The organism is Actinoplanes sp. NPDC051411 (genome assembly GCF_040682075.1).
GTDB lineage: Bacteria > Actinomycetota > Actinomycetes > Mycobacteriales > Micromonosporaceae > Actinoplanes.
The window spans coordinates 20,123-41,174 of sequence record NZ_JBFBAD010000042.1 but is presented as its reverse complement, the minus strand read 5'-3'; the positions used below and the strand labels follow the sequence as shown (position 1 = coordinate 41,174).

Here is a 21,052-nt window from a genome sequence, read left to right as displayed (position 1 = left end):
TTGGAATCTTTCACGTGAAATATACGTGAGTCAATAAAAACCATTTGCAGGTTTGTTGCAGAAAGGCCGGGCCGCTCACTCAGAGCCGGACCCGGTACAGCTCCTCGTCGGCGCCGGGGTTCCACGGCGCGAGGACCTGTGACGCGACGAGTGCCCGTACGACGTCCTTCGCGGCGTCCAGCGTGATCGCGCAGGTGCCGTCCGAGGGCGACAGATGCCGGCAGGCGGCCGTGGGGTAGGGGCACCGCCGGCCGTACAGCTGGCGGGCCACCGTGGCCACGCCGGTCGGCTGGCCGGCGCGAACCACCTCGTAGACCGACCGCTCGCCGAGCTCCGTGCTCAGTTTCCGAAAGCGGGAGAGGGCCGCCACCAGGCTCGCCGCCGAGATGTCTTTCAACGTGACGTGGCCCGACGCGGCCAGCAGGAGGCCGAAGGTGACGAAGGCCTTGACGTCGGCCTTGTCCAGACCGCGCAGGTCGATCATGAACCGGGTCCCGGGGATCCGGTACGGCAGGACGGCGCCCTTGCCGGAGGTGTGTTCGTCGCCCTTTACGCGCGTCGCGCGGTCCGCGTAGCGCTCGAGGAACCGGCCGAACAGGTCACGCTTGGCCGCCGCCGATCCGAGAAGACCCTCGAGGTCTTGGAGTCCCAGTGCGGGCAGGAGGGTCTCTGCCGTGACGATGAGCTGGTCCTCCGGGCGGTCAGTCGTCATCGAGGCTCCACATCGTCGCACGGGGTACGTCGGCGTACGGATAGACGACCGTAGCGCGTTCCGGGTGCCGATCACGCCAGGTCTCCAGGTCGGCCGGCGCGCCGGGCCGACGGGGGTCGACCCAGAGCTCCCTCTTCCGCCCGGCCGGAACGAGGGGCACGCGTGGGGCGGTCCCGCTGCCGGCCCCGGCGGTCCGCGGGGCGTAGAGACGCCGGTAGTGGGCCCGGGTCAGGTCGGCGGCCGGCACGATCGTCGCCGTGGTCGCCGGAGCCGGACGGCGGTCCGGCCCGGCGGCCATGTATTGGAACATCTCGGCATACAGCCGCTCGAGCCGGAACTGCAGTGTATGGTTCCGGGTCTGGAAGTCGGGGGACTCCCGATCTATCACGGCCGCCAGGAATTGGTAGAAGAGCGTATCAAGATTGCTTTCGTCGCGGCCGGCGACAAAATTCAGGTCGGATTCCATGTGCTCGATCATTTGGTCGTAGTTCCGCCAACCGTAATCGCGGTCCGCGGTTTCCGGGAAGTAGGACCGGAGAAACCGCCACGCGAGTTCCTCACGGGTCACCGCCCGCCCTTTCTCGAAGACCACGTCCGCCAGGGCGCGCGGGCTGAAACGTGGCGCCAGGATCAGGTTGCTCGCCAGGCAGGTGGCCTGGGGCTCGATCCAGGTCGAGAGGGGACCCAGCACCCGGCTTTGAAGCCGGTACCAGGCGTACTCCGTTCCCGGATCCGACCACGCGGCCTGCTCGACCATCTTGGCGATCATCAGCATCGGGAAGTGCAGGACGTAGTGCGCGAGCTCGTGGGCGAGAACGACATACTTCTGGCGGTCGGAGAGGTCGGCCCGGACGCTGATCCGAACCGTGGTCGCCGGTTCCTCACCGACGATCCAGCCGGTCTCGATTGCTCCGAACAGCGGAAGCTCCGTCGCCGAACGGGTCCGCACCTCGATGCCGAACGCCTTCCGCACCCGCTCCTTCAGCGAGCTGAAGGTTCCGGGGCTCCGGACCGCGTAGGTGAAGGCGAGAATGTCGTTCCGGAGTTCGGACCAGGACGCCAGGGTGTGCCGGGCGTCCGCCCGGACGGACGGCCAGGGAAGGGCAGGCCGGTGGCCGGAGTGTCCCGCCGGCCGATCGCGGAGCCGGTAGCCGCGTACCTCGAAGCCGGCGTCCGGGTGTGGATTCTCCCGCGGTTCGAAGGGGTCGTAGTAGCTGATCAGGCGTCCGGCCTGGTAGCGGAACAGCGGCGTGGCAAATACGTCCTTGGGTGGCGAAGTGCTCCACCCGGCGACGCCCGAGGCGACAAGGCGGGCATGGACGATCTCGAAGACGTCCGTGGCGACGGGATACGGCAGGGCCACGACGGTGACCCGACTCCGGTCGGTCGTGCTTGTCTCGCCGAGGTAGATGACGAACGATCGCGACCGCAGTCTTCCGGCGGTGCTGTCCCGAACCGCGATCAAGGCGCCGGCCACGGACGATTGAATCTCGTCCCGCCGGTATTTCCCGGTCAGCACCGCAATGTTGATCAGTTGCGGCCAGGTGATGACGTCGACCGGCCGGCCATTCGGATCCGGCTTGGCCTGGACGGCGATCCTCATGAGAGCGACACCAGCACCAGCTGACGCGGCTCGGCCCGATAGCCGAGGTCGACCCGCACGCCACGAGGAGGGCGGCCGTCGACGACCAACCCGACTCGGAAGCTGACGGTGCCATCCGGCTCGTCGACGACTCCGTAGACGTAACCCCGCTCGATTCGCTCGAGAATCAGATCGGCGATCTCGCCCGGGTTGAGCAGGTGCAGAGCCGTCGCTTCCCAGGCGGCCCGATCCGCTGACTCGAGTCCGGCGGCGACGCTGGACCGGTAACTCTCGAGGGCCCCGGAGCCCGTTCCGAAAAGTGCCTCGAGGAACGTGGGGTCGAGCACGAAGGCGGGCGCCGGCGACTGTTCGACCCGGTAGGTCAGAAACGGGTCCCACAGCGCTTCCGGCACCGTGCGGCACTGATAAGTCGTCCGGCCCGGCCAGGGCCAGGATTCGATGTAGGAGTTCTCCTCGTCCGGAACCTCCGCCTCGTGGACGGAGATCACTGTCCGGCCGTGTTTCAGGTAGGTCGGAACCAGCACCGCCTGTAGGTAGGCGCGAGTCGCACTGCTCCAGTCTTCACTGACCGCGCCGATGTAGGCCTCGGTCTTCGAGAGTCGCTGATGAGCCCGGGCCAGCCACCGGTCGTCGACGTTGGTCAGAAGGGCCGCGTAGCAGTGGGCGGCGCGACCGACATAGCCTTCCGAGACGCTCATCTCCGGGAACACCGTGCGTAGATCCTTCCCGTACGGGTTGGTGAGGTCCCCGGTCGCGATGGCATGGCTCGAACCGGCCGTCATGCTCTCGATCAGTGCGCGGCCCGCCTCGGTCGCGTAGTTGCCCGACTCCGGCCAGGCCTCGATATCGAAAAGAAGCATGACCTCGTGGCCGACCGGGCCGGGGACGAGCGCTGGGCCGAGATCGTCGTAGAGGACGCCCTTGCCGGCCAGGAGCGCGACCAGACGTTCGGCCTGCTGCCAAACACGCCGTCGATATCGGCGTTCGGTGAGAATCGCGTAAGACTCCATCTCCCACGCGGCCAGCCCCACGGGATTGTAGGAGTGCAAACGTCTCATCTCGCCGCCTTTCCTCGGCTCTAGTCTGACCGAGCCGCGAGTGCCGAGGCCACCGCCGAGCGCGTACGGGAGTCGGCCGGCACCAGGATGCGCAGGCGCAACCACGGCGCGTGGGTCGGGCGGCTCTGGCCGGCCAGCAGGTGCAGCGGGCCGAGATCACGGTGGGTAATGTGCTTGACGGCCGGCTCCATCGTCTGCACGTCGTGCTGTTCCCACCAGTCACGGAAGCGCGGGCTGGTGTCCGACAACGTGGAGACCAGCGCGAGGAAGGCCGGATCGCCGGGGTGCCGGGCGTACTCGGTGCGGAAGTCGAGCAGGTTGGCCCGGGCCGTCTGTTCCCAGGCCGCGCCGCCCCAGCCGTCACCGGCGAAGAGCCACACCAGAAGGTTGCGCCGCGCGGGCGGCGCCGACACCAGATCGCCCATGATCAGTGCGGCGGCCCGGTTGTGGGCCAGCACGTCGAATCGCGGGCCGAGCACAAAAGCGGCATGGGGTAGAAGTCCGTCGACGAGGGCGGCGGTCTCGTCATCCAGTCCCGAGACGGCGGCAGCCGGTGCGGCGACGCCGGCCAGCAGGAACAGATGCTCGCGCTCGGAGGGGGAGAGCAGAAGGGCCCGGCTCAGCGCCGACAACACCTGGTCGGAGGGGGTCACGTCGCGGCCCTGCTCGAGCCAGGTGTACCAGGACAACCCGACTCCGGAGAGCTGGGCGACCTCCTCACGGCGCAAACCAGGTGTACGCCGCCGGCCCGTCCCGGCCGGCAGCCCGACGTCGGAGGGGCTGACCGCCGCTCGCCGCGTCCGCAGAAAGTCGGCCAGCTCAGCCCGCCGAGCGGCGGCGGGCGAGGTGCGGTCCGGGCCGGGCGAGGGTGGTGGTCGGAGTCCCACGATCAACCATCATCTCCCGCCGGCCGCCGGGGAACCGAATCATGGTCGGCGTGACGACGACACCAGCCGAAATGCGATGGCAGCAGAAGACCACGGTCCACAACCTCGACGGCCGGCAATTGACGGTGGGCGAGCGTGACCGGACCCGGCCGTTCCTCCTGCTGCACGGGGGAGCCGGCCCCGCCTCGGTAGCCGGCTTCGCCGACCTGCTGGCCGCCCGCTGGAACGCCCGCGTGCTCGTCCCGACCCATCCCGGCTTCGACGGAACCCCGCGCGCCGACGGCCTCGACAGCGTCCCGGCGCTGGCCGGCCTCTACGCCGACCTCCTGGAAAGCGAAAACCTCTGGGACGTCACGGTGATCGGCAACTCGATCGGCGGCTGGATCGCGGCCGAGCTCGCGCTCCGGTCCAGCCCCCGGGTCAGCGGGATCGTCCTGGTCAACGCGGTCGGGATCGACGTGCCCGGGCATCCCGTCACGGACGTCTCCGGCCTCACCCCGGACGAGCTGCGCAAACTCAGCTTTCACGACCCGGAGCGGTTTCCGCCCGACCCGAGGCGACGGCCGGGGCCGGACCTGGCGGCGCTCGCGGCGTACACGAAAATGCGCATGGCCGATCCCGGCCTACGGGATCGTCTCGGCCGTCTGGACCTTCCGGTCCGGGTCGTCTGGGGTGAGTCGGACGGCATCGCCGTCCCCGCCTACGGCCGGGCGCTCGCCGAGGCGATCCCGGGCGCCCGGTTCACGCTGATCCCCGGGGCCGGCCACCTGCCGCAGATCGAGACGCCGGAGGAACTGCTGGCCGCGATCGGGGCCGAGCGATGAGGCTGACCCGGATCGGACACAGCTGCCACCTGCTCGAGATCGGCGGCCGCACGCTGCTGACCGACCCCTGGTTCACCGTGACGCCGACCTACGACCCGGGCGAGCGGGTCGCGCTCACCGTCGACCAGCTTCCGGAGCTGGACGGCATCCTGGTCACCCACGAACACTACGACCACTGCGATCTCGACGCGCTCGGAAGCCGGCTCGGCGTGCCGCTCATCGCGCCGCACACGGTGGTTGCGCGGGCGCGCAACCTCGGCTTCCGAGACGTACGCGAACTGGCAGCCGGCGACGAAACCAGGCTCGGCGACGTGACCGTCACGGCGACCCCCGGCCTGCACGGCGTGCCCGAGGTGACCTACGTGATCCAGGGCGGCGGCCGGACCGTGTTCTTCGGCGGCGACACCCTGAAGATCCCCGAGCTGGACGAGCTGCCGGACCGGTTCGGCCCGTTCGACCTGGCGCTGCTGCCGATCAACGGCCTCTGCGTCCGCCCGGCCGGCGATCGCCAGGTCGTCATGGACGCCACCGAGGCGGCCCAGCTGGCGGGCGCCCTGCGGGCGAGAATCGCCGTCCCGCACCACTACGCGTTCACCAGTGGCCGCCTGGGCGACCTCCTGATCACGAAGTCGCGGCGCGAGCCGGTCGCCTTCGCCGAGGCGGCCCGGCGGCTCGCCCCGCAGACCGAGGTCCGCCTGCTCCTGCCCGGCGTGCCGCTGACGGCCTAGCGTCCGCTGAAATGCGCCCGATGCCGCGAGGAATGGCCCGCAGGACGGACAATCCGTCTCGACATAAGGGGATTGCATCGCCTGGACGACTGATTTTTCGCCAGCCTCGGAAAACTACGGTGGGGGCACCGCCGGCAATGAGGAGGATGATCCTTATGGCGGATCCGTCGGACGGGATCGGGCCAGCGGAGACGATCGCGGCGTTGCGCGACGACCTTTTGCGCGCGCGGGCGTCGGGGTCCGCGCGGCTTTTCCGGACCTGAGGCACGCTCAGTTTCAGGACGTGAAGCTCCAGACCGGAACGGGTCGTGCCCAGGCATGGCTTCGGGTCGGCCGGGGGGCCGGTGGAGATCGCTGGGGTCCCGGGCCACCGCGACGAGTCCGCCAATCGGGTCTTCCTCATCGCCGGCTCGGAGAGCCGGGGCCGGGACGCGCTACGGGGCTTCCTGCAGGCGCTCGGCTTGGTGCTGGTCGGCCCGGACCAGATCGCCGACCGGAAGGGTCGCGGACCCCGCGGCCAGGATGTGCTGCGCGAAGGATTCGCCGCCGCTGATGCCGTGGTCGTTGTCGTCACCCCCTCCGATGGTCCGGATCTGCTTGCCGATGCCGGGCTGGCCCTCGCCATGCACCCGGACCGGACCGTCCTGGTGGAGACCGGCTCGACGAGCCGGCTGTCCGGCCGGTTCGACAGCGAAACCCGTGCTCATCGACGGCAGGACCACCCGCCCACTGGTCCAGCTCGCCGAGCGGCTGCGGCGGGCAGGCCTGGTTGTGGTACCGATGGCAGCGATTGGCTCTACCTCGGGCGGTTCGACGCGCAGGCCGAATTCGATCAGCAATACCGCGAAGTGCGCCGGGAGGACGCTCAAATCGTCGCTGACTTCTTTGCCGCCGCCATGGCGCGCCATTCGCTGGGCCGGGTCATCGATGTGGGTAGCGGCGCGAACCTCTGCCCCGCATTGATCATGCTGCCGTACTCGTCCGAGACAACACTCTGCGAGCGCTCCTTGAGCAGTAGGCAGTGGCTGACCGAGTGCTTGCAGGCACCGCAGGCGTCATGAGCGGAGTTCTGCAGAGTTTCGTCGGCTCGCTGAGGCATCGCGCTCCCTTCGCCGCCGCGTTCGCGCGCGAGTCCAACGGCTACTCCGTGGGGGCCGGAGATATCCACGGGTACTCCGGGTGGTCGTGGCCAAGGGGCGCAAGAAGTGAGCGAGACGATTCGGTGTTCTAGCGGCCCAGCGTCCGCTCGAGCAGCGGCAGGGCGCGCAGCACCTGACCGGAACGGATCAGTGCGTCCCAGAGCGGCTCGAACTTCTTCCAGCCGCCCGCGTACGCCAGGTGCCGTAGCCGGTCGCGGGCCGGCTTGTCGGCGGCTCCGCGCCAGATCGCCGGCCACCGGTAGAACTCCCGGTAGGCCCGCCGGTAGCCGTCCTCGATCTGGCGCGGGGTCATGCCGACCGGCCGGTAGACGACGTGCCGGGTGTCGTAGAGGTCCCAGTCGCGGTGGGTGATCCGGTCCTCGGCCTGCATCCGGCGGAACAGGGCGGTGCCCGGGTAGGGGGTCATGATGTGGAAGGTGGCGGTCTCGATGCCGTTGGTGACCGCCCACTCCACCGTGCGGTCGAAGACGTCGGGGCCGTCGCCGTCCATGCCGAAGACGAAGCTGGCGTTGGCCATCACGCCGGCGTCGTGCAGCCGCCGGGTCACCGCCTCGTAGCTGCGGCCGATGTTCTGCCGCTTGCGCTGCCCGGCCAGGTTGCCGGCGTTGATGGTCTCGAAGCCGACGAAGCAGCTGCGCATGCCGGCCGCGGCCGCCTTCTCGAGCAGGCCCGGGGCGAGGATCGCGTCGACCGTGCTCGCCGCCTGCCAGCGCCGCCCCATGCCGCGCATCCCGTCGAACAGCTCCGAGGCGAAGCGCCGGTTGCCGAGCAGGTGGTCGTCGAGGAAGTACAGGTGTTTCCCGGGCAGGCGGTCGATCTCGGCGAGCGCGTCGTCGACCCGCTGGGTGTAGAACGACCTGCCCCCCTCGAAGAAGGCGTCCTTGTAGCAGAAGTCGCAGTGGTGGGGGCAGCCGCGCGAGACGACGATCGAGTTGGGCACCAGGTAGCGCTCCCGCTTGATCAGGTCGCGGCGGATCGGCGGCAGCTCCGAGAGGTCGCGCGAGGTGGAGACATATCGGGCGCGGGGGTTGCCGGCGTCGTAGTCGGCGAGGAACTCGGGCCAAGTGTCCTCGCCCGGCCCGAGGAAGATCGCGTCGGCGTGGGCGGCCGCCTCGTCGGGCAGTGACGTCACGTGCAGGCCGCCCAGGGCGACGAACGACCCGCGCGCACGATAGAGGTCGGCCAGTTCGTAGGCCCGCCGGGCCGAGGTTATGTAGGCCTGGATGACGACGATGTCGGGCCGGTCGTCGGCGATCCGGGCGTCGATCCGCTCCACGTGCTCGTCCAGGATCTGGATCTCGTCGTCCTCCCGCAGATAGCCGGCCAGCGTGGCCAGCCCGAGGGGCGGGAACAGCGCGTACTTGATCGGGCGGAACAACGGCGAGGTGGCCTCGGTCAACGCGGGCAGGATCATCGTCACACGCATGGCCGGAAGGCTAGGGACGGCCCGTGGAGAAGCGGCGCGCCTGATGTGAAGACTCTGGGCGTATTCCGCGCCGGTGCGGGTACACCCCACCTGTGTCCATCACCGTGCGTACTGTCAACGCCCCGCCCGAGCAGGTCTTCGCTGTGCTGGCCGACGGCTGGACCTACAGCGACTGGGTGGTCGGCACCTCGCACATCCGCGACGTCGACGAGCACTGGCCCGAGGTCGGGAGCAAGCTGCACCACAAGGCCGGCCCGTGGCCGTTCTCGCTGCACGACTCGTCGACCGTCACCGAGATGACCCGGGACCGGCACCTCAACCTGCAGGCCGGTCTGTGGCCACTCGGCGAGGCCAACGTCGACCTCGTGCTCGAGCCGGCCGGCCCCGGGCGCACCCGCGTGATCATGCGCGAGGACTTCGAGACCGGCCCCCTGCGCGGCCTGCGCAACGGCCTCCACAACCTCGTGCTGCACCGGCGCAACATCGAGGCGCTGCGGCGGCTCGCCGATCTCGCCGAGCGGCGGCAGTCAGCGCGGCATCCGCAGGTCGGCTAGGCGCGGCCGGCTGAGCGGTTCCGACTGCCAGGCCCCATCGCACGTGCCGGCCTCCGGGTCGATCACGACGTGCAACCGGTGCGGCGTCTCCACGAACATCACGTCGACCAGCAGCTTTCCGCCCGACCAGGTGTGCGCGGTGGCGATCGGCCCATCCACGAACCAGGCGTCCGGCGGCCCGAGCTTGGCGGTCACCGCCGGGCCGTCGTCGGCCAGCGAGATTTCGTACGGGGTGAGCCGCACCGTTCTCACCGGACCTGCCACCGTCGTGAACGTCCCTTCCGGAAGCTGCCGCGTCGAGGAATCACCTTCCGGAACGGGCAGCACCGGCCACTCGACCGGCCACGCCCCGGCCGGCCCGGTCGACGCGGTCAGCGCCGGCAGCAGGTGCTCCCACAGCGCGTCGAGCATCCCGTCCATCGACGGGCTCTGCGCCGTCATCGCGACGACCGCGTCAGCCTCGGGCAGGATCACCATGTACTGCCCGTACGCCCCGTCACCCCGGTAGCCGTGGCGGCTGCGCCAGAACTGGAACCCGTAGCCCTGGTCCCAGTCGGGCTGCCCGGGCCGGTTCGACGCCACGTGGAAGCGGGTGGCCTCCTCGACCCACGACTCCGGGAGCAGCTGCGACCCCTGCCAGCGGCCCCGGTCGAGATAGAGCTGGCCCAGCTTCGCGATCGCCGACGTGGTCGTGAACAGCCCCGAGAACCCCTGCTCCCGGCCGACCCGGTCGCGAAGCCACCCGTACGTCTCGATGCCGAGCGGCTCGAAGAGCCGCGGCCGCAGAAAGTCGATCAGTGACCCGCCGCTGACCTCGCGCACGATCGCCGCGACCGTGTTCGTGCAGGGCTGGTTGTATTCGAAATGGGTGCCGGGCTGGAAGGCCGGCGGCAGCAGCAGAAGCCCGAGCGCCATGTCGCCGCCGCCCGCCTCGGCGGCCGCGTCGGCCATGTCGTCGTCGTGCCCGCTCGCCATCGACGCGACGTCACGCACCCGGGTCGCCCGCGACCATTCGCCGGTGACTTTCGCCTCCCAGGCCGGAAAATACGACAGGACGGTCGCGTCGAGGTCGACCAGCCCCTCGGCGACCGCGAACCCGAGCGCCGTCGAAGTGAAGCTCTTGCTCAGCGAGTAGAGCAGATGCGGCCGGTCGGGCCCGTAGGGCGCCCACCAGCGCGACGCGACCACATGACCGTGCCGGAGCACCATCAGACTGTGCGGTTCGACGTCCGGCATCGGCTCGAGCGCCGCCACGAACGCGTCGATGCCGCGCGAGTCGACGTCCTGCTCGGCCGGGGTGCTCCGGGGTAGCTCGGTCATGGGGCTGTTATACCCGATCAACCCGGCAGCCCCCGCCCGGCCATGAGCACCGCCTCGCCGCGCTCGGCCCGGTCGCGACGATAGACGAACTCGCCCCACGCCCGGCCGGTCGCGGTGAGCGCCGCGACCCGCCGCTCGACCTCGGCGTCGATCTCGGCCGTCGGCCGCTCGATCTCGGCCGCCCGCTCGGCCGGCCGGTCCCGCATCGGGTCGTGGGGCCCAGGACGTAGGCGCCGCTCATGGTCTGCGCGCGGGCCTCGGTGAGCCGGTCGCGGTCAGCCGTCAGCCGGGCGATGTCGGGCCGGGCGTGCCGCCGGGTCCTCGCCGGGCAGCAGGTGGCGGACCTGCCGCACGAACCGCTCGGCGGAGAGGTCGGCGGAGAGGTAGGCCTTCCGCACCGGTGGCCACGTGTAGGTCGCCCGGTCGCTGAGCACGACCGACGTGCGGGCCGCCCGGGCGACCAGCACGAGGATCACCGCCGGGGCGAGCACCGCCGGCGAGCCGGCCGGCGCAGCCAGCGGATCCGCGACGAGCCCTACACCGTCAGGCGGCGCCTGCGCCGATCGTGCCGTGCCACGCCCGCACTGTGGACCCGGCCGGCCACGATGTAATTCGGCGTATCTATCGGCGCCATAAAAAGAATCGAATGCTGTTTTCCGGGGCCCGGTGTTAGCTTCACCAGGAATGGGCGACTCTTATTTCGCGGTGAACACGGGGTTCGGTTTTCTGCCTCCGTTGTTCGTCCGCGCCCGCAGGGAGGAAACGGCAATGCCAGTGACCCGCGTCGCGGTCCGCCGGGGCAGGACGGCCGAGTGGAAGCAGGCGATTCTCGACGGCATCCACGAGGCGATCCGCGAGACCGTGCACATCCAGGACGGCGACCGTTTCATGGCCCTCACCGAGCACGGCGAGGGCGAGTTCGCGTACGGCGACTTCCTCGGCATCGACCGCTCCGGCGACCTCGTGCAGATCCAGATCTTCTGGGCGCCGAAGCCGGTCGAGGCGAAGCTCGCCATGTACCGGGCGATCGTCGAGCGCCTCGGCAAGAACCCGGGTGTCCGCCCCGAGGACGTCCTGATCTCGGTCGTCGAGTCGCCGGGCGAGAACTGGTCGTTCGGCAACGGCGAAGCCCAGTTCCACCAGCCCTCCTGACGTGCGGCGATGCCAACCCCCCACCGGCCCCCCCAGCCGGCACCCCAACTGGCATCGCCGCACTCCGCCTTCGCCGGCGAGGCGCGCCGGCTGTTCGCCGAGGCGATCGGCACCTACTTCCTGGTCGTTGTGGGGTGCGGCGCCGTCGTGCTCGACCGCCCGGCCGCCGCGATCGCGTTCTTCCTGGTCGTGCTCGCGCTGATCGGCGGCCTCGGCCACATCTCGGGGGCCCATTTCAATCCCGCGGTGAGCCTGGGCTTTCTGCTCACGCGCCGGCTTTCCGGCCGACGCTTCCTTTCGTACGCCGCGGCCCAGTCGACCGGGGCCGTCCTCGCCGGGTTCACACTGCGGGCGATCTGGCCGAACCGGCCGGCGAACCTGGGCGCGACCGTTCCGAGCATCGGCGCGGGGCGGGCCGTACTCGTCGAGGCGGTGCTCACCGCGCTGCTGATGCTGGTCATCGCCGGTGTGGCCACCGACGCCCGCGCGGTCGGGGTGCCGGCCGGGCTCGCGATCGCGGCCGTGGTCGGGGCGACGTCGTTCGCGTTCGGGCCGCTCACCGGGGCGTCGCTGAATCCGGCGCGCTCACTTGGCCCCGCCCTCGCCGCGGGGCAGTGGAGCCACTTCTGGGTCTACCTGCTCGGGCCTTGTGCGGGGGCGGTCGCGGGCGGGTTCGCGTACGAAATCCTGAGGGGGAGTCGCGATGAGCGAGTTGACCGGTAAGGCCGTCGTGGTGATCGGCCGCGGCAGCGGCATCGCCCGGGCGGTCGCGTTGCGGGCCCGGGCCGAAGGGGCGCGGGTGGTCGTCGCCGGGCGTGACGCGGCGAGGCTGGCCGGGGCCTACCGCGACGAGCCGGGCATTTCGGCGGCGACCGTCGACCTGACCGACGATGTGTCGATCGAGGCGTTCGCGGGCGGGATCGGCCCGGTCGACCACGTCGTGTCGACCGTGAGCGCCCGGGCCCGCGGCCGGATCGGGGAGCTGTCCCGCGAGGCGGTGCGGCAGTCCTTCGACACCAAGGTCATCGGCCCGCTCATGCTGGCCCGGCATCTCGTCGGCCGGATCAACAGCGGGGGATCGCTGGTCCTGTTCTCCGGCGTCAACGCGTTCAAGGTCAACGTCGGCTACCTGGGCGTCGCGATCACCAACGGGGCGGTCGACTTCCTCACCCGCTCGCTCGCGGTCGAACTCGCCCCGGTCCGGGTCAACGCGATCTCGCCCGGCGTCGTCGACACCGGCATCTGGGACCCGGCCTACCTCGAGAAACAGGCGGCCGAGAACCCGGCCCGCCGCGTCGGAACCGCCGAGGACATCGCGTCGGCGGTATTGTTCGCGATGACCAACACCTTCCTGACCGGAGTCACCTTGAAGGTCGACGGCGGCGAGCCGCTCACATGAGCGGCGGCCGGCTCCTCTCGCTCAACGTCGGGCTACCCAAAGACGTGGCCTGGCAGGGCCGCACCGTGCACACCGGCGTCTGGAAGAGCCCGGTCGAGGGCGCCCGCATGGTGCGCCGGCTCAACATCGACGGCGACGGCCAGGGCGACCTGGGCGGCCACGGCGGCGAGATGCGGGCGGTGCTGGTCTACCAGCAAGAGTCCTACGAGCACTGGCAGAAACACCTCGACCGCGACCGGCTCGAATTCGGCGCGTTCGGCGAGAACTTCACGGTCCAGGGCCTGCCCGACCACGAGGTCCACATCGGCGACCGCTACCGGATCGGCGAGGCCGAGTTCGAGGTCACCCAGCCGCGGGTCACCTGCTTCCGCGTCGGCATGCGCCTGGGCGAACCGGCCATGCCGTCCCTGCTGGTCGCCCACCGGCGGCCCGGCTTCTACCTGCGCGTGATCACCGAGGGGCACGTCGCCTCCGGCGAAGAGATCATCCGCACCCGCGTCGGCAAGCACGCCCTGAGCGTGGCCGACATCGACGGCCTGCTCTACCTCCCGCACCGCGACCTCGAAACACTCCGCAAGGCGGTGACGATCGAGGCGCTGAGCCCCGGCTGGCAGCAGTCCTTCCGCGACATGCTCGCCGCGGTCGAGGCGGGCGGCCCGATCGACACCCCGGCGGTCGGCGTCGAACCGGGCTGGCGCGGCTTCCGCCCCCTCGTGGTGGCCCGCACCCGCGCCGAGACGCCCTTCGTCACGTCGTTCTGGCTCTCGACCCCCGACGGTTCGGCGCTCCCGGCGCCGGCGCCGGGCCAGTTCCTGACCGTACGCGTGACCAGCGCGGGAACCCCACCACCGGTCCGCAGCTATTCGATCTCGGGTGTGCCCGACGGCAAGTCCTACCGCATCAGCGTGAAGCGCGAGCCGCACGGCACGGTGAGCGACTACCTGCACGACAAACTCCTGGCCGGCGCGACGGTCGAAGCGGCCGCACCCCGAGGCGACTTCACGCTGACCGACGGCGACGGCCCGGTCGTGCTGGTGTCGGCCGGCATCGGTGCGACCCCGGTGCTGGCGATGCTCCGCCGCCTGGCCGACCAACACACCACCCGCGAGGTGTGGTGGCTCCACGCGGCCCGCAGCCCGGCCGAACACGCCTTCGCGGCCGAGGCGCACGCCCTGCTGGGCGCCCTGCCCCACGCCCACGAGCGCATCTTCTATTCCCGCCCGCCCACGGCCGCTGCCCGCCCGCCGGCGCCCGCGGGTGAGGTGCCAGCGGGTGAGGTGCCCGTGGGTGGGGCGGCCGTGGGTGGGGCGGCCGTGGGTGAGGCGGCCGTGGGTGAGGCGCCCGCGGGTGGGGCGGCCGAGGGCGCTGGTTCTGAGCAGGCGCCCGTGGGTGAGGCGCTCGACGATGAGGCGCCTGGGGGTCAGGCAACCGGGACCGCTGGCTCCGAGCAGGTGCTTGCGGGCCAGGGGACCGGCGCCGTTGGTCCTGCGGAGACGCCCGCGGGTCAGGGCGCTGGTGCCGTTGGCTCTGCGCGGGCGCTCGCCGATCAGGGGCCGGGTGCTGTTGGTCCGGGGCGGCCGGCTGCCGGTCAGGGGGCGGCCGTCGTTGGTCCTGCGGAGAGTGGTGCTGTCGGCTGGGCGTGGACGGCCGGGAGGCTGACCGCCGACGCCGTGGCGGCCCTCGGTCTGCCGGCGGGTGCGACGGCGTACGTCTGTGGCCCCGACGCCTTCATGGCGGCGATGCGCGAAGCCCTCGTGGCAGCGGGCCTTCCCGCCGCCAACGTGCACAGCGAGCTGTTCGGCGCCCGCCCCCCGATCAACCCCGGCGTGACCGACGTGCGGGTGGTGCCGCCGCACCAGCCGCCCGGGCCGCCCGGCACCGGGCCGCTGGTCACCTTCGCCCGCAGCGGCATCAGCACCCGCGCGGCGGAGCGGTTCGGGTCGCTGCTGGAGATGGCCGAGGCCTGTGACGTGCCGACCCAATGGTCGTGCCGCACCGGCGTCTGCCACACCTGTGTGACGGCGCTGCTCTCCGGCTCGATCGACTACACCAACCCGCCGCTTGAGGAGCCGGGCCCGGGCGAGGTGCTGGTGTGCTGCGCTCTTCCTCGTGACGACGTCGTGCTCGACCTTTAGGCCGCCTGTTATTCGGCGGTTCGATATCGGCGAAAGAAAAGTCGCATGGATCGGCCTTATTGTTTGACGGCCGGGCGGATTTAGGCTCCGATTATGGGATTGGCATGGCAACAAGGACCTTTGTCGGAACGCTCGGTGGGGCATTTTCTGTCGCCCGAGCCGCTGCCCGAGCGCCTGCTGTTCGCCGAGCCGCTGCGCCGCCGGATGCGGGTGCGGTTCGGCGGTGAGTGGATCGCCGACAGCGAGCGGGTGACGCTGCTGCACGAGCCGGCGCACTACCCGGTGGCGTTCTTCCCGCGCGACGACGTCCGGCCCGGCGTCCTCGAACCCTCCGGCAAGGTCACCAAGCACCGGGAGTTCGGCGCCACCGAGTGGTTCACCGTGGTCAGCGGTGAGGCGGGGGTCAGCGGTGAGGCGGGGGTCAGCGGTGAGGCGGGGGTCAGCGGTGAGGCGGGGGTCAGCGGTGAGGCGGGGGTCAGCGGCGGGGCGCGGGCCGAGCGCGGCGCCTGGGCGTACTCCGATCTGCCGCCCTGGGCGGGCGCGCTCGAAGGGCACGTGGCGTTCGCCTGGCGGATGATGGAGGCGTTCTTCGAGGAGGACGAGCGGATCGTCGGGCATGCGGCCGATCTCTATCACCGCAACGACATCCGGCAGAGTTCGCGCCACCTGGTCGTCCGCGACGGCGACCGGGTCATCGCCGATACGCACCGGCCGCTGGCGCTCTACGAGAGCGGCTTCGCGCCCCGGTGGTACGTGCCCCGCGAGGACGTCACTGCCGGCGTCCTCGCGCCGGTCGAGGGTCAGACGTTCTGCCCGTACAAGGGTCTGTGCAGCTATTACGACGTCGGGGACCGGCGCCGGGCGGCCTGGTCGTACCTCGAGGCGTGGCCCGAGGTGGCCCGCGTTTCCGGCCTGGTCTCGTTCGAGCCCGACCTGGTCGACGTCACGCTCGACGGCCGGGCGCTGACCCTGGAGCCGGGCCAGGCCGTGATCCCGCACGGGGTGGATCGCGGCCTGGACGCCGACGAGATCAAGAACCGCTGAAGCCCCGCTCCTGCAGCACCCAGGCGTTGCCGTCCGGGTCGTGGAAGTCGGCGAAGCTGGCGAGGTCGCGGCGCTCGGGGTCGACCCCGGGCGCCCAGTCGCCCTGCCAGTCCGGCAGTGACGCCTTGTGCCGGATGTTGTCCACCGTGACGCCGCGGTCGCCCAGTTCCCGGCCGGCTCGAACCAGGTCGGTGACGACCAGGCAGAGGCCGGTGTGCCGGCCGGTGCCGACCTCGAGCTGAATCGAACATCCCGACCCGGGCGGGGTGAGTTGGATCAACCGGAAATCGGGGTTGGGCGCGTAGTCGACGTCGAGAACGAAACCGGCTTGGGCCATGTAGAAGTTCTTGGCCCGGTCGAGATCGGCGACCGGAACCGGGATTACTTCGAGGGTGTAGTTCACAGTTTCGGATCGTGACACGTTCAGACCATTTGTAGTCATGCGTCTTTTCTGGGCCGGCGATCCATCTTTTCGATACCTGTCACCATCGTCACCGGGCTGACCTGGGGTTACCCGCCAGTTCGGGGCTACGATCGCGGCAATGGCCACACTACGAGCGCTGGAGTGCCTGGTCGCGCTGGTCGAGGCGGGTTCCGTCACCAACGCGGCGGCCGCGCTGCACCTGTCGCAGCCCGCCCTGTCGCACCAGATCTCCGCGCTCGAGAAGGAGATCGGCACCCCGGTGGTCGAGCGGCTGCCCCGCGGCATCCGGCCCACCGCGGCCGGGCTGGCGGTCGCGCAGGAGGCCCGCAACGCCCTGCACCACGCCGCGCTGGCGGTGACGATCGGCCGCAAGGTCGCCGAGGGCCGGGCCGGCCGGTTGCGCATCGCTTCGGCCGAGACCATGACGACGTGGCTGCTCACGCCGGCGATGCGGGAGTGGCGGCTGCGGCATCCCGAGGTGGCGTTCGAGCTGAGCGAGTTCTCCAGCGCCGACCGGATGGACCGGTTCCTGTCCGACGGCCACGCCGACCTGATCGTCGGGCCCCGCCCGACCACGACCAGCCATCACGTCGAGACCCTCGGGGTCGAGGAGATGGTCGTGGTGGCCGGCCCGGGTCACCGGTTCGCCGACGAGGCCGCGGTCGGCCTGGCCGCGGTGGCCAAGGAGCCGTTCATCCACTACGACCCGGAGAACGGCATGGCGGCCTGGGTCGACGATCTGGCGGCCGAGCACGGCATCGCGTTCGACACCGTGCTGCGCACCCGCAGCCCGCGCACGGCGGCCCAGCTGGCGGCGGCCGACATGGGCGTCGCGATCGTCCCGGTGTCGGCGCTGTCCGGCCGCCGCGACGGCACGGTCCGCTCGTTCGACCCGCCGATCCTGCGCGACGTCATCGCCACCATGGCCGCCCCGGCCGACGCGCTGAGCCGCCGCTTCGTGGCCGGCCTCCGCCGCCGGGGCCTCCCGGACGACGGGCGCGCGACTTTCCTTTGAGGCCGGATTCTGACCGCAATCGGCCTCAGCCTGGAGTCATGGACAAAGGAACCGTGACCCCCTACGTCGCCGCCAAGGGCGCCGACCGCTTCCTCGACTTCGTCGAAGCCGTCTTCACCACCGAGAAGGCGGCCCGCATCCGCAACCCCGACGGCACGATCGGCCACGCCGAGATCCGCGTCGGCGACTCGGTCATCATGGCCTTCGACTCGCGCCCCGAGTGGCCCGCGACGCCGGCCTTCCTCAGCGTCTACGTCGCCGACTCCGACGCCGTGGTCGACAAGGCGCTGCGCGAGGGCGCCACCCTGGTCACCCCGGTCACCACCTCGGGCATCGTGGGCGAGCGCGGCGGCCGCGTCAAAGACCCGGCCGGCAACATCTGGTGGGTGCAGACCAGGATCGGCGAACCCGACCTGTCCCGCTTCGACGACCCCGCCGAACTCGCGGTCATGCGGAGCTCGCAGGAATCCTTCGACCGCGAGATGCGCGCTAACGCAGGTTGAGACCCCCGTCGAGCACGATGACCTCGCCGGTCAGATAGGAATGGGAAACCAGCGAGGAGATCAGATCGGCGACGTCGCCCGGTTGCGCCGCCCGGCGCATGGGGCTTTCCGTACGCCACAGCTCCCGCGCCTGCCCCCATCCGGCCGTGAGGGGCGTGTCGACCAGCCCGGGCGCGACCGCGTTCACCCGGACGTCCGGCCCGAGGGCGGCGGCCAGCATCCGGGTGACGTGGTTGAGCGCGGCCTTGCTCGCCGCGTAGCCGATCGAGCTGCCCTTGGGCCGCACCCCGGCGTGACTGGTCACGTTGACGATGCACCCGCGGGCCGACCGCAGCGCGGGTTCGGCCGCCGTGCACAGCAGCCAGGGCGCGATCAGGTTGACGTCGAGCAGCCGCCGCCAGTCCGCGGCCGTCAGCCCGCCGAGGTCGGCGTGCGGCACCGGCCAGCTGATCCCGGCGTTGTTGACCAGCACGTCGAGCCGCCCGTGGTCGGCCAGCACCCGGGGCACCAGCCCGGCCGCCGCGTCATCGTCCTCCAGGTCGGCCCGGTAGTAGTTGCCGCCGAGCGCAGCCGCCAACTCCTCACCGGCCGCCGACGACACCCGCGAGTGCACCGCTACCGTCATCCCGTCGGCCGCCAGCCGCCGCGCGGTGGCCGCCCCGATCCCCGACACCGACCCGGTCACCAGCGCCACCTTCGTCACCGGCCCACTATTACAGCGGCCCCGGCTTCAGCCCCGCAGCCGCCCCGCTCCCGCCGAGCCGAGGCCACTGGCAGCGTGATGAGACCTGCGCGAATTCGGTCCCTCGTTGCAAGCCGCCGGTGACGCGACCGGGCTTGGACTCCCCGGACCTGGCCCTGGACGACAAAGGCGGTCACCGATTCAACCGCCACCCGGAGTCGGCCGGCTGGGCCGGCTGCCGCTAATTGCGCCTCGGATTCCCGGTTCTACGGGGCCCGCATTTGATCTGCACACCGTCCGGCCACCCCGAAGCACGAGAACGCCACGTCACGGCCGCCACGCTGGAACACGACCCGCGGGAGGAGGTCACGTCTCGTCCGAGCCCGACCGGTGGCTGGCCGACTGCGGGGTCCGGCTGCTGCGGCCGTCTTACCACAACCGCACCGCATCCTCGCCCCGACCGCTGCTATCTGGCACCGCCGGAGCGGCCCTGACCAGGGAGCTGCTCGTCTAGCCCCAGACCTCCTGGGCCGTCTCGACGATCAGGCTGAGTTTGGCGACCTCCTCGTCGTAGGTCAGGACGTTGCCCTCGACCGTGGAGGAGAAGCCGCACTGGGGGGAGAGGCAGAGCTGCTCCAGCGGCACGTATTTGGCCGCCTCGTCGATGCGGCGCTTGAGCGTGTCCTTCGACTCGAGCTGGCCGCGCTTGGTGGTGACCAGGCCGAGGACGACCATCTTGCCCGGGGGCACGAACCGCAGCGGGGCGAAGCCGCCCGAGCGCTCGTCGTCGAACTCGAGGAAGAAGCCGTCGACCGCCAGCTCGCTGAACAGGGCCTCGGCGACGAAGTCGTAGCCGCCCTCGGCCGCCCACGAGGAGCGGAAGTTGCCCCGGCACATGTGGGTGGTGACCGAGAGGCCGGCCGGGCGGTCCTGGATGGCCGCGTTGATCTGCCTGATGTAGCGCAGGTGCTGGTGCTCGGCGTCGTCGCCCCGCTCGGTGAGCAGGCGGCGCTGCTCGGGGTCGTTGAGGTAGGCCAGGCTGGTGTCGTCGAGCTGAAGGTAACGGCAGCCCAGGTCGAAGACCTGACGGGCCTCGGCGGCGTAGGCCGCGCTGAGGTCGGCCCAGAACTGTTCCTCGTCGGGGTAGACCGCCGGGTCGATCGCGGCCCGGCCGCCCCGGTAGTGGACCATGCTCGGCGACGGGATCGTCAGTTTGGCGGTGACGCCGGGGGAGACCACCGACGCCAGGAACGCGAAGTCGTCGCCGAATATGGTCGACGACAGGCGCACCGGCGCGTCGATGGCGAGGGCCGCCGACTCGAAGTCGAGCTTGCCCTCGGCGTTGCGGAAGTGGACCTGGATCTTGTCGTCGGTCGGGCGGACCCCGCCGAGGCGATAGATGAAGTCCATGTGCCAGGACGTGCGGCGGAACTCGCCGTCGGTCGCCGACTGCAGGCCCACGTCGTGCTGCATGCGCACGACGTCGCGGATCGCGGCGTCCTCGATCTCGCGTAAGGAGTCGGCGTCGAGCTCGCCGGCGGCGAAACGGGCGCGCGCTTGAAGAAGGTCGGGCGGCCGCAGCAGACTACCGACATGATCGGCCCGGAACGGCGGCGTTTCGCGGAGTGTCATGGGGGACTCCCTTCGATCGCCCGAGCAGTCTATCGAAGATGATTCTTCTTGTTGCGGTAGCGGTGGTGGCCGGGTTGCTCATCGGCGCGGTCGGCATCGGCGGGGTGCTGCTGCCACCGGCCCTGATCTGGCTCGTCGGCCTCGACCCGCACACCGCCGCGGGAACGGCCAGCTGGTGTTTCCTCTTCACGAGTCTGGTCGGCATCACCGCGTACGCGAAAAGGCGCGCCCTGCCCTGGCGCCTGGCCCTGCTCCTGACCGCCGGCGCCGCGCCGGCCGCGGCCGGCGGCGCCCTGACCAACGGCATCGCGCCGGAGTGGGTCCTGCACCTGGCTCTGGCCGCGCTGACCCTGGGCACCGGCGTCTACAACCTGCTGCCGCGGCGGCCGCGGGCCGACCGTGAGTCGCTGCCCGCGGTCGCCGCGGTGCTGGTCGGCGCCGGGGTCGGTTTCGGCTCGGCGCTGACCGGCACGGGCGGCGCGGTGCTGCTCGTTCCGGTGCTGCTGTCGCTCGCCGTCGGCCCGCGGACCGCGGTCGCCGCGAGCCAGCTGATCGGGCTTCCGCTGGTTGCCTTCGCCTGTGCCGCCTTCGGCGGCAACGGTCAGATCCGGTACGGCCTGGGCACGCTCCTCGGCATCGTGTCCGGCGCCGCGGTCGTGGCCGGGGCGGCGATGGCCGGCCGTCTTCCGCAGCACCGGCTGCGCCAGGCCGCCTCGGCGACCCTGGTCGGCGTCGGAATCCTGCTCTTCACCAGCTTCTTCTGAAATTTCGCTCAAGGTGGGGGAGAGACTGCC

The 21,052-nt window shown here is 70.9% G+C and carries 23 protein-coding genes; 12 read left to right on the top strand and 11 right to left on the bottom strand.

Annotation, left to right across the window (positions count from 1 at the left end; translation table 11 throughout):
* Positions 1–79 precede the first annotated feature (79 nt).
* From AB0M88_RS23565 to AB0M88_RS23550, 4 genes are read right to left on the bottom strand one after another with little or no spacing between them, the layout of a single operon-like run.
* Positions 80–712 carry a hypothetical protein gene (locus AB0M88_RS23565; RefSeq protein ID WP_364105579.1) on the bottom strand — a complete coding sequence of 211 codons (633 nt, stop codon included), beginning with the start codon at positions 710–712 and terminating at the stop codon, positions 80–82.
* Positions 702–2,315 (bottom strand): hypothetical protein, encoded by a 1,614-nt coding sequence (locus AB0M88_RS23560; protein WP_364105577.1) that lies wholly within the window; start codon positions 2,313–2,315, stop codon positions 702–704. The genes AB0M88_RS23565 and AB0M88_RS23560 overlap by 11 nt, the downstream gene beginning before the upstream one ends.
* On the bottom strand, positions 2,312–3,373 hold the full coding sequence (locus AB0M88_RS23555; protein WP_364105575.1) for a hypothetical protein: 1,062 nt from the start codon (positions 3,371–3,373) through the stop codon (positions 2,312–2,314). The genes AB0M88_RS23560 and AB0M88_RS23555 overlap by 4 nt, the downstream gene beginning before the upstream one ends.
* A 20-nt stretch (positions 3,374–3,393) precedes the next feature.
* Complete coding sequence (locus AB0M88_RS23550) at positions 3,394–4,260, bottom strand: helix-turn-helix transcriptional regulator (RefSeq protein ID WP_364105573.1); 867 nt, start codon at positions 4,258–4,260, stop codon at positions 3,394–3,396.
* A gap of 50 nt (positions 4,261–4,310) precedes the next feature.
* Between AB0M88_RS23550 and AB0M88_RS23545 the strand changes: the two genes are divergently transcribed.
* From AB0M88_RS23545 to AB0M88_RS23535, 3 genes are all read left to right on the top strand, one after another.
* Positions 4,311–5,084: an alpha/beta hydrolase gene (locus AB0M88_RS23545; protein WP_364105571.1), complete on the top strand. Its 774-nt coding sequence runs from the start codon at positions 4,311–4,313 to the stop codon at positions 5,082–5,084.
* Positions 5,081–5,812: an MBL fold metallo-hydrolase gene (locus AB0M88_RS23540; protein WP_364105569.1), complete on the top strand. Its 732-nt coding sequence runs from the start codon at positions 5,081–5,083 to the stop codon at positions 5,810–5,812. Before AB0M88_RS23545 ends, AB0M88_RS23540 begins: the two co-directional genes overlap by 4 nt.
* 344 nt (positions 5,813–6,156) lie before the next feature.
* Positions 6,157–6,873, top strand: coding sequence for a hypothetical protein (locus tag AB0M88_RS23535; protein WP_364105567.1), 717 nt, complete (start codon positions 6,157–6,159; stop codon positions 6,871–6,873).
* Positions 6,874–7,039: 166 nt separating this feature from the next.
* Here the strand turns inward: AB0M88_RS23535 and AB0M88_RS23530 are convergent, their stop codons facing one another.
* Entirely contained in the window at positions 7,040–8,398 is a 1,359-nt protein-coding gene (locus AB0M88_RS23530) for a radical SAM protein (RefSeq protein WP_364105565.1), read from the bottom strand.
* A 92-nt stretch (positions 8,399–8,490) separates the two neighbouring features.
* Between AB0M88_RS23530 and AB0M88_RS23525 the strand changes: the two genes are divergently transcribed.
* Positions 8,491–8,952, top strand: coding sequence for an SRPBCC family protein (locus AB0M88_RS23525; RefSeq protein ID WP_364105563.1), 462 nt, complete (start codon positions 8,491–8,493; stop codon positions 8,950–8,952).
* Here the strand turns inward: AB0M88_RS23525 and AB0M88_RS23520 are convergent.
* The 3 genes from AB0M88_RS23520 to AB0M88_RS23510 all read right to left on the bottom strand — a co-directional run bounded on the left by AB0M88_RS23520 (position 8,926) and on the right by AB0M88_RS23510 (position 10,763).
* Positions 8,926–10,272: a serine hydrolase domain-containing protein gene (locus AB0M88_RS23520; RefSeq protein WP_364105562.1), complete on the bottom strand. Its 1,347-nt coding sequence runs from the start codon at positions 10,270–10,272 to the stop codon at positions 8,926–8,928. The genes AB0M88_RS23525 and AB0M88_RS23520 overlap by 27 nt on opposite strands.
* Before the next feature lie 17 nt (positions 10,273–10,289).
* Complete coding sequence (locus AB0M88_RS23515; protein WP_364105561.1) at positions 10,290–10,478, bottom strand: hypothetical protein; 189 nt, start codon at positions 10,476–10,478, stop codon at positions 10,290–10,292.
* 69 nt (positions 10,479–10,547) lie between these two features.
* Entirely contained in the window at positions 10,548–10,763 is a 216-nt protein-coding gene (locus AB0M88_RS23510) for a hypothetical protein (RefSeq protein WP_364105559.1), read from the bottom strand.
* 277 nt (positions 10,764–11,040) lie between these two features.
* Here AB0M88_RS23510 and AB0M88_RS23505 point away from each other — a divergent pair, with 277 nt between their 5' ends.
* The 5 genes from AB0M88_RS23505 to AB0M88_RS23485 all read left to right on the top strand — a co-directional run bounded on the left by AB0M88_RS23505 (position 11,041) and on the right by AB0M88_RS23485 (position 16,002).
* The gene (locus AB0M88_RS23505) at positions 11,041–11,424 is read left to right on the top strand and encodes a tautomerase family protein (RefSeq protein ID WP_364105557.1); all 384 of its coding nucleotides are present in this window, start codon (positions 11,041–11,043) and stop codon (positions 11,422–11,424) included.
* A gap of 9 nt (positions 11,425–11,433) precedes the next feature.
* Complete coding sequence (locus tag AB0M88_RS23500; protein ID WP_364105555.1) at positions 11,434–12,147, top strand: aquaporin; 714 nt, start codon at positions 11,434–11,436, stop codon at positions 12,145–12,147.
* A complete protein-coding gene (locus tag AB0M88_RS23495) occupies positions 12,128–12,823 on the top strand; it encodes an SDR family oxidoreductase (RefSeq protein ID WP_364105553.1) in 696 nt (231 codons plus the stop codon). Before AB0M88_RS23500 ends, AB0M88_RS23495 begins: the two co-directional genes overlap by 20 nt.
* The gene (locus AB0M88_RS23490; RefSeq protein WP_364105551.1) at positions 12,820–14,958 is read left to right on the top strand and encodes an MOSC and FAD-binding oxidoreductase domain-containing protein; all 2,139 of its coding nucleotides are present in this window, start codon (positions 12,820–12,822) and stop codon (positions 14,956–14,958) included. Before AB0M88_RS23495 ends, AB0M88_RS23490 begins: the two co-directional genes overlap by 4 nt.
* 135 nt (positions 14,959–15,093) lie before the next feature.
* The gene (locus AB0M88_RS23485; RefSeq protein ID WP_364105549.1) at positions 15,094–16,002 is read left to right on the top strand and encodes a DUF427 domain-containing protein; all 909 of its coding nucleotides are present in this window, start codon (positions 15,094–15,096) and stop codon (positions 16,000–16,002) included.
* Here the strand turns inward: AB0M88_RS23485 and AB0M88_RS23480 are convergent.
* Complete coding sequence (locus AB0M88_RS23480) at positions 15,989–16,405, bottom strand: glyoxalase (protein WP_364105547.1); 417 nt, start codon at positions 16,403–16,405, stop codon at positions 15,989–15,991. The genes AB0M88_RS23485 and AB0M88_RS23480 overlap by 14 nt on opposite strands.
* A 139-nt stretch (positions 16,406–16,544) precedes the next feature.
* Between AB0M88_RS23480 and AB0M88_RS23475 the strand changes: the two genes are divergently transcribed.
* Positions 16,545–17,441: a LysR family transcriptional regulator gene (locus AB0M88_RS23475; protein WP_364105545.1), complete on the top strand. Its 897-nt coding sequence runs from the start codon at positions 16,545–16,547 to the stop codon at positions 17,439–17,441.
* A 38-nt stretch (positions 17,442–17,479) separates the two neighbouring features.
* Positions 17,480–17,944: a VOC family protein gene (locus AB0M88_RS23470; RefSeq protein WP_364105543.1), complete on the top strand. Its 465-nt coding sequence runs from the start codon at positions 17,480–17,482 to the stop codon at positions 17,942–17,944.
* On the opposite strand, the gene AB0M88_RS23465 is transcribed toward AB0M88_RS23470, so the two are convergent.
* Positions 17,931–18,647: an SDR family oxidoreductase gene (locus AB0M88_RS23465; protein ID WP_364105541.1), complete on the bottom strand. Its 717-nt coding sequence runs from the start codon at positions 18,645–18,647 to the stop codon at positions 17,931–17,933. The two genes, AB0M88_RS23470 and AB0M88_RS23465, sit on opposite strands and share 14 nt — an antisense overlap.
* A 489-nt stretch (positions 18,648–19,136) precedes the next feature.
* Positions 19,137–20,258, bottom strand: coding sequence for a 5-methyltetrahydropteroyltriglutamate--homocysteine S-methyltransferase (locus tag AB0M88_RS23460; RefSeq protein WP_364105540.1), 1,122 nt, complete (start codon positions 20,256–20,258; stop codon positions 19,137–19,139).
* Between the two features lie 38 nt (positions 20,259–20,296).
* Between AB0M88_RS23460 and AB0M88_RS23455 the strand changes: the two genes are divergently transcribed.
* Complete coding sequence (locus tag AB0M88_RS23455) at positions 20,297–21,022, top strand: sulfite exporter TauE/SafE family protein (protein WP_364105538.1); 726 nt, start codon at positions 20,297–20,299, stop codon at positions 21,020–21,022.
* The last annotated feature ends 30 nt before the right edge of the window (positions 21,023–21,052 follow it).

Bases quoted from the DNA above. Each gene is read 5' to 3' on its own strand.
- AB0M88_RS23565 (WP_364105579.1), bottom strand. From the start codon at position 712: ATGACGACTGACCGCCCGGAGGACCAGCTCATCGTCACGGCAGAGACC.
- AB0M88_RS23560 (WP_364105577.1), bottom strand. From the start codon at position 2,315: ATGAGGATCGCCGTCCAGGCCAAGCCGGATCCGAATGGCCGGCCGGTC.
- AB0M88_RS23555 (WP_364105575.1), bottom strand. From the start codon at position 3,373: ATGAGACGTTTGCACTCCTACAATCCCGTGGGGCTGGCCGCGTGGGAG.
- AB0M88_RS23540 (WP_364105569.1), top strand. From the start codon at position 5,081: ATGAGGCTGACCCGGATCGGACACAGCTGCCACCTGCTCGAGATCGGC.
- AB0M88_RS23530 (WP_364105565.1), bottom strand. From the start codon at position 8,398: ATGCGTGTGACGATGATCCTGCCCGCGTTGACCGAGGCCACCTCGCCG.
- AB0M88_RS23520 (WP_364105562.1), bottom strand. From the start codon at position 10,272: ATGACCGAGCTACCCCGGAGCACCCCGGCCGAGCAGGACGTCGACTCG.
- AB0M88_RS23515 (WP_364105561.1), bottom strand. From the start codon at position 10,478: ATGCGGGACCGGCCGGCCGAGCGGGCGGCCGAGATCGAGCGGCCGACG.
- AB0M88_RS23505 (WP_364105557.1), top strand. From the start codon at position 11,041: ATGCCAGTGACCCGCGTCGCGGTCCGCCGGGGCAGGACGGCCGAGTGG.
- AB0M88_RS23500 (WP_364105555.1), top strand. From the start codon at position 11,434: ATGCCAACCCCCCACCGGCCCCCCCAGCCGGCACCCCAACTGGCATCG.
- AB0M88_RS23495 (WP_364105553.1), top strand. From the start codon at position 12,128: ATGAGCGAGTTGACCGGTAAGGCCGTCGTGGTGATCGGCCGCGGCAGC.
- AB0M88_RS23490 (WP_364105551.1), top strand. From the start codon at position 12,820: ATGAGCGGCGGCCGGCTCCTCTCGCTCAACGTCGGGCTACCCAAAGAC.
- AB0M88_RS23475 (WP_364105545.1), top strand. From the start codon at position 16,545: ATGGCCACACTACGAGCGCTGGAGTGCCTGGTCGCGCTGGTCGAGGCG.
- AB0M88_RS23470 (WP_364105543.1), top strand. From the start codon at position 17,480: ATGGACAAAGGAACCGTGACCCCCTACGTCGCCGCCAAGGGCGCCGAC.
- AB0M88_RS23460 (WP_364105540.1), bottom strand. From the start codon at position 20,258: ATGACACTCCGCGAAACGCCGCCGTTCCGGGCCGATCATGTCGGTAGT.
- AB0M88_RS23455 (WP_364105538.1), top strand. From the start codon at position 20,297: ATGATTCTTCTTGTTGCGGTAGCGGTGGTGGCCGGGTTGCTCATCGGC.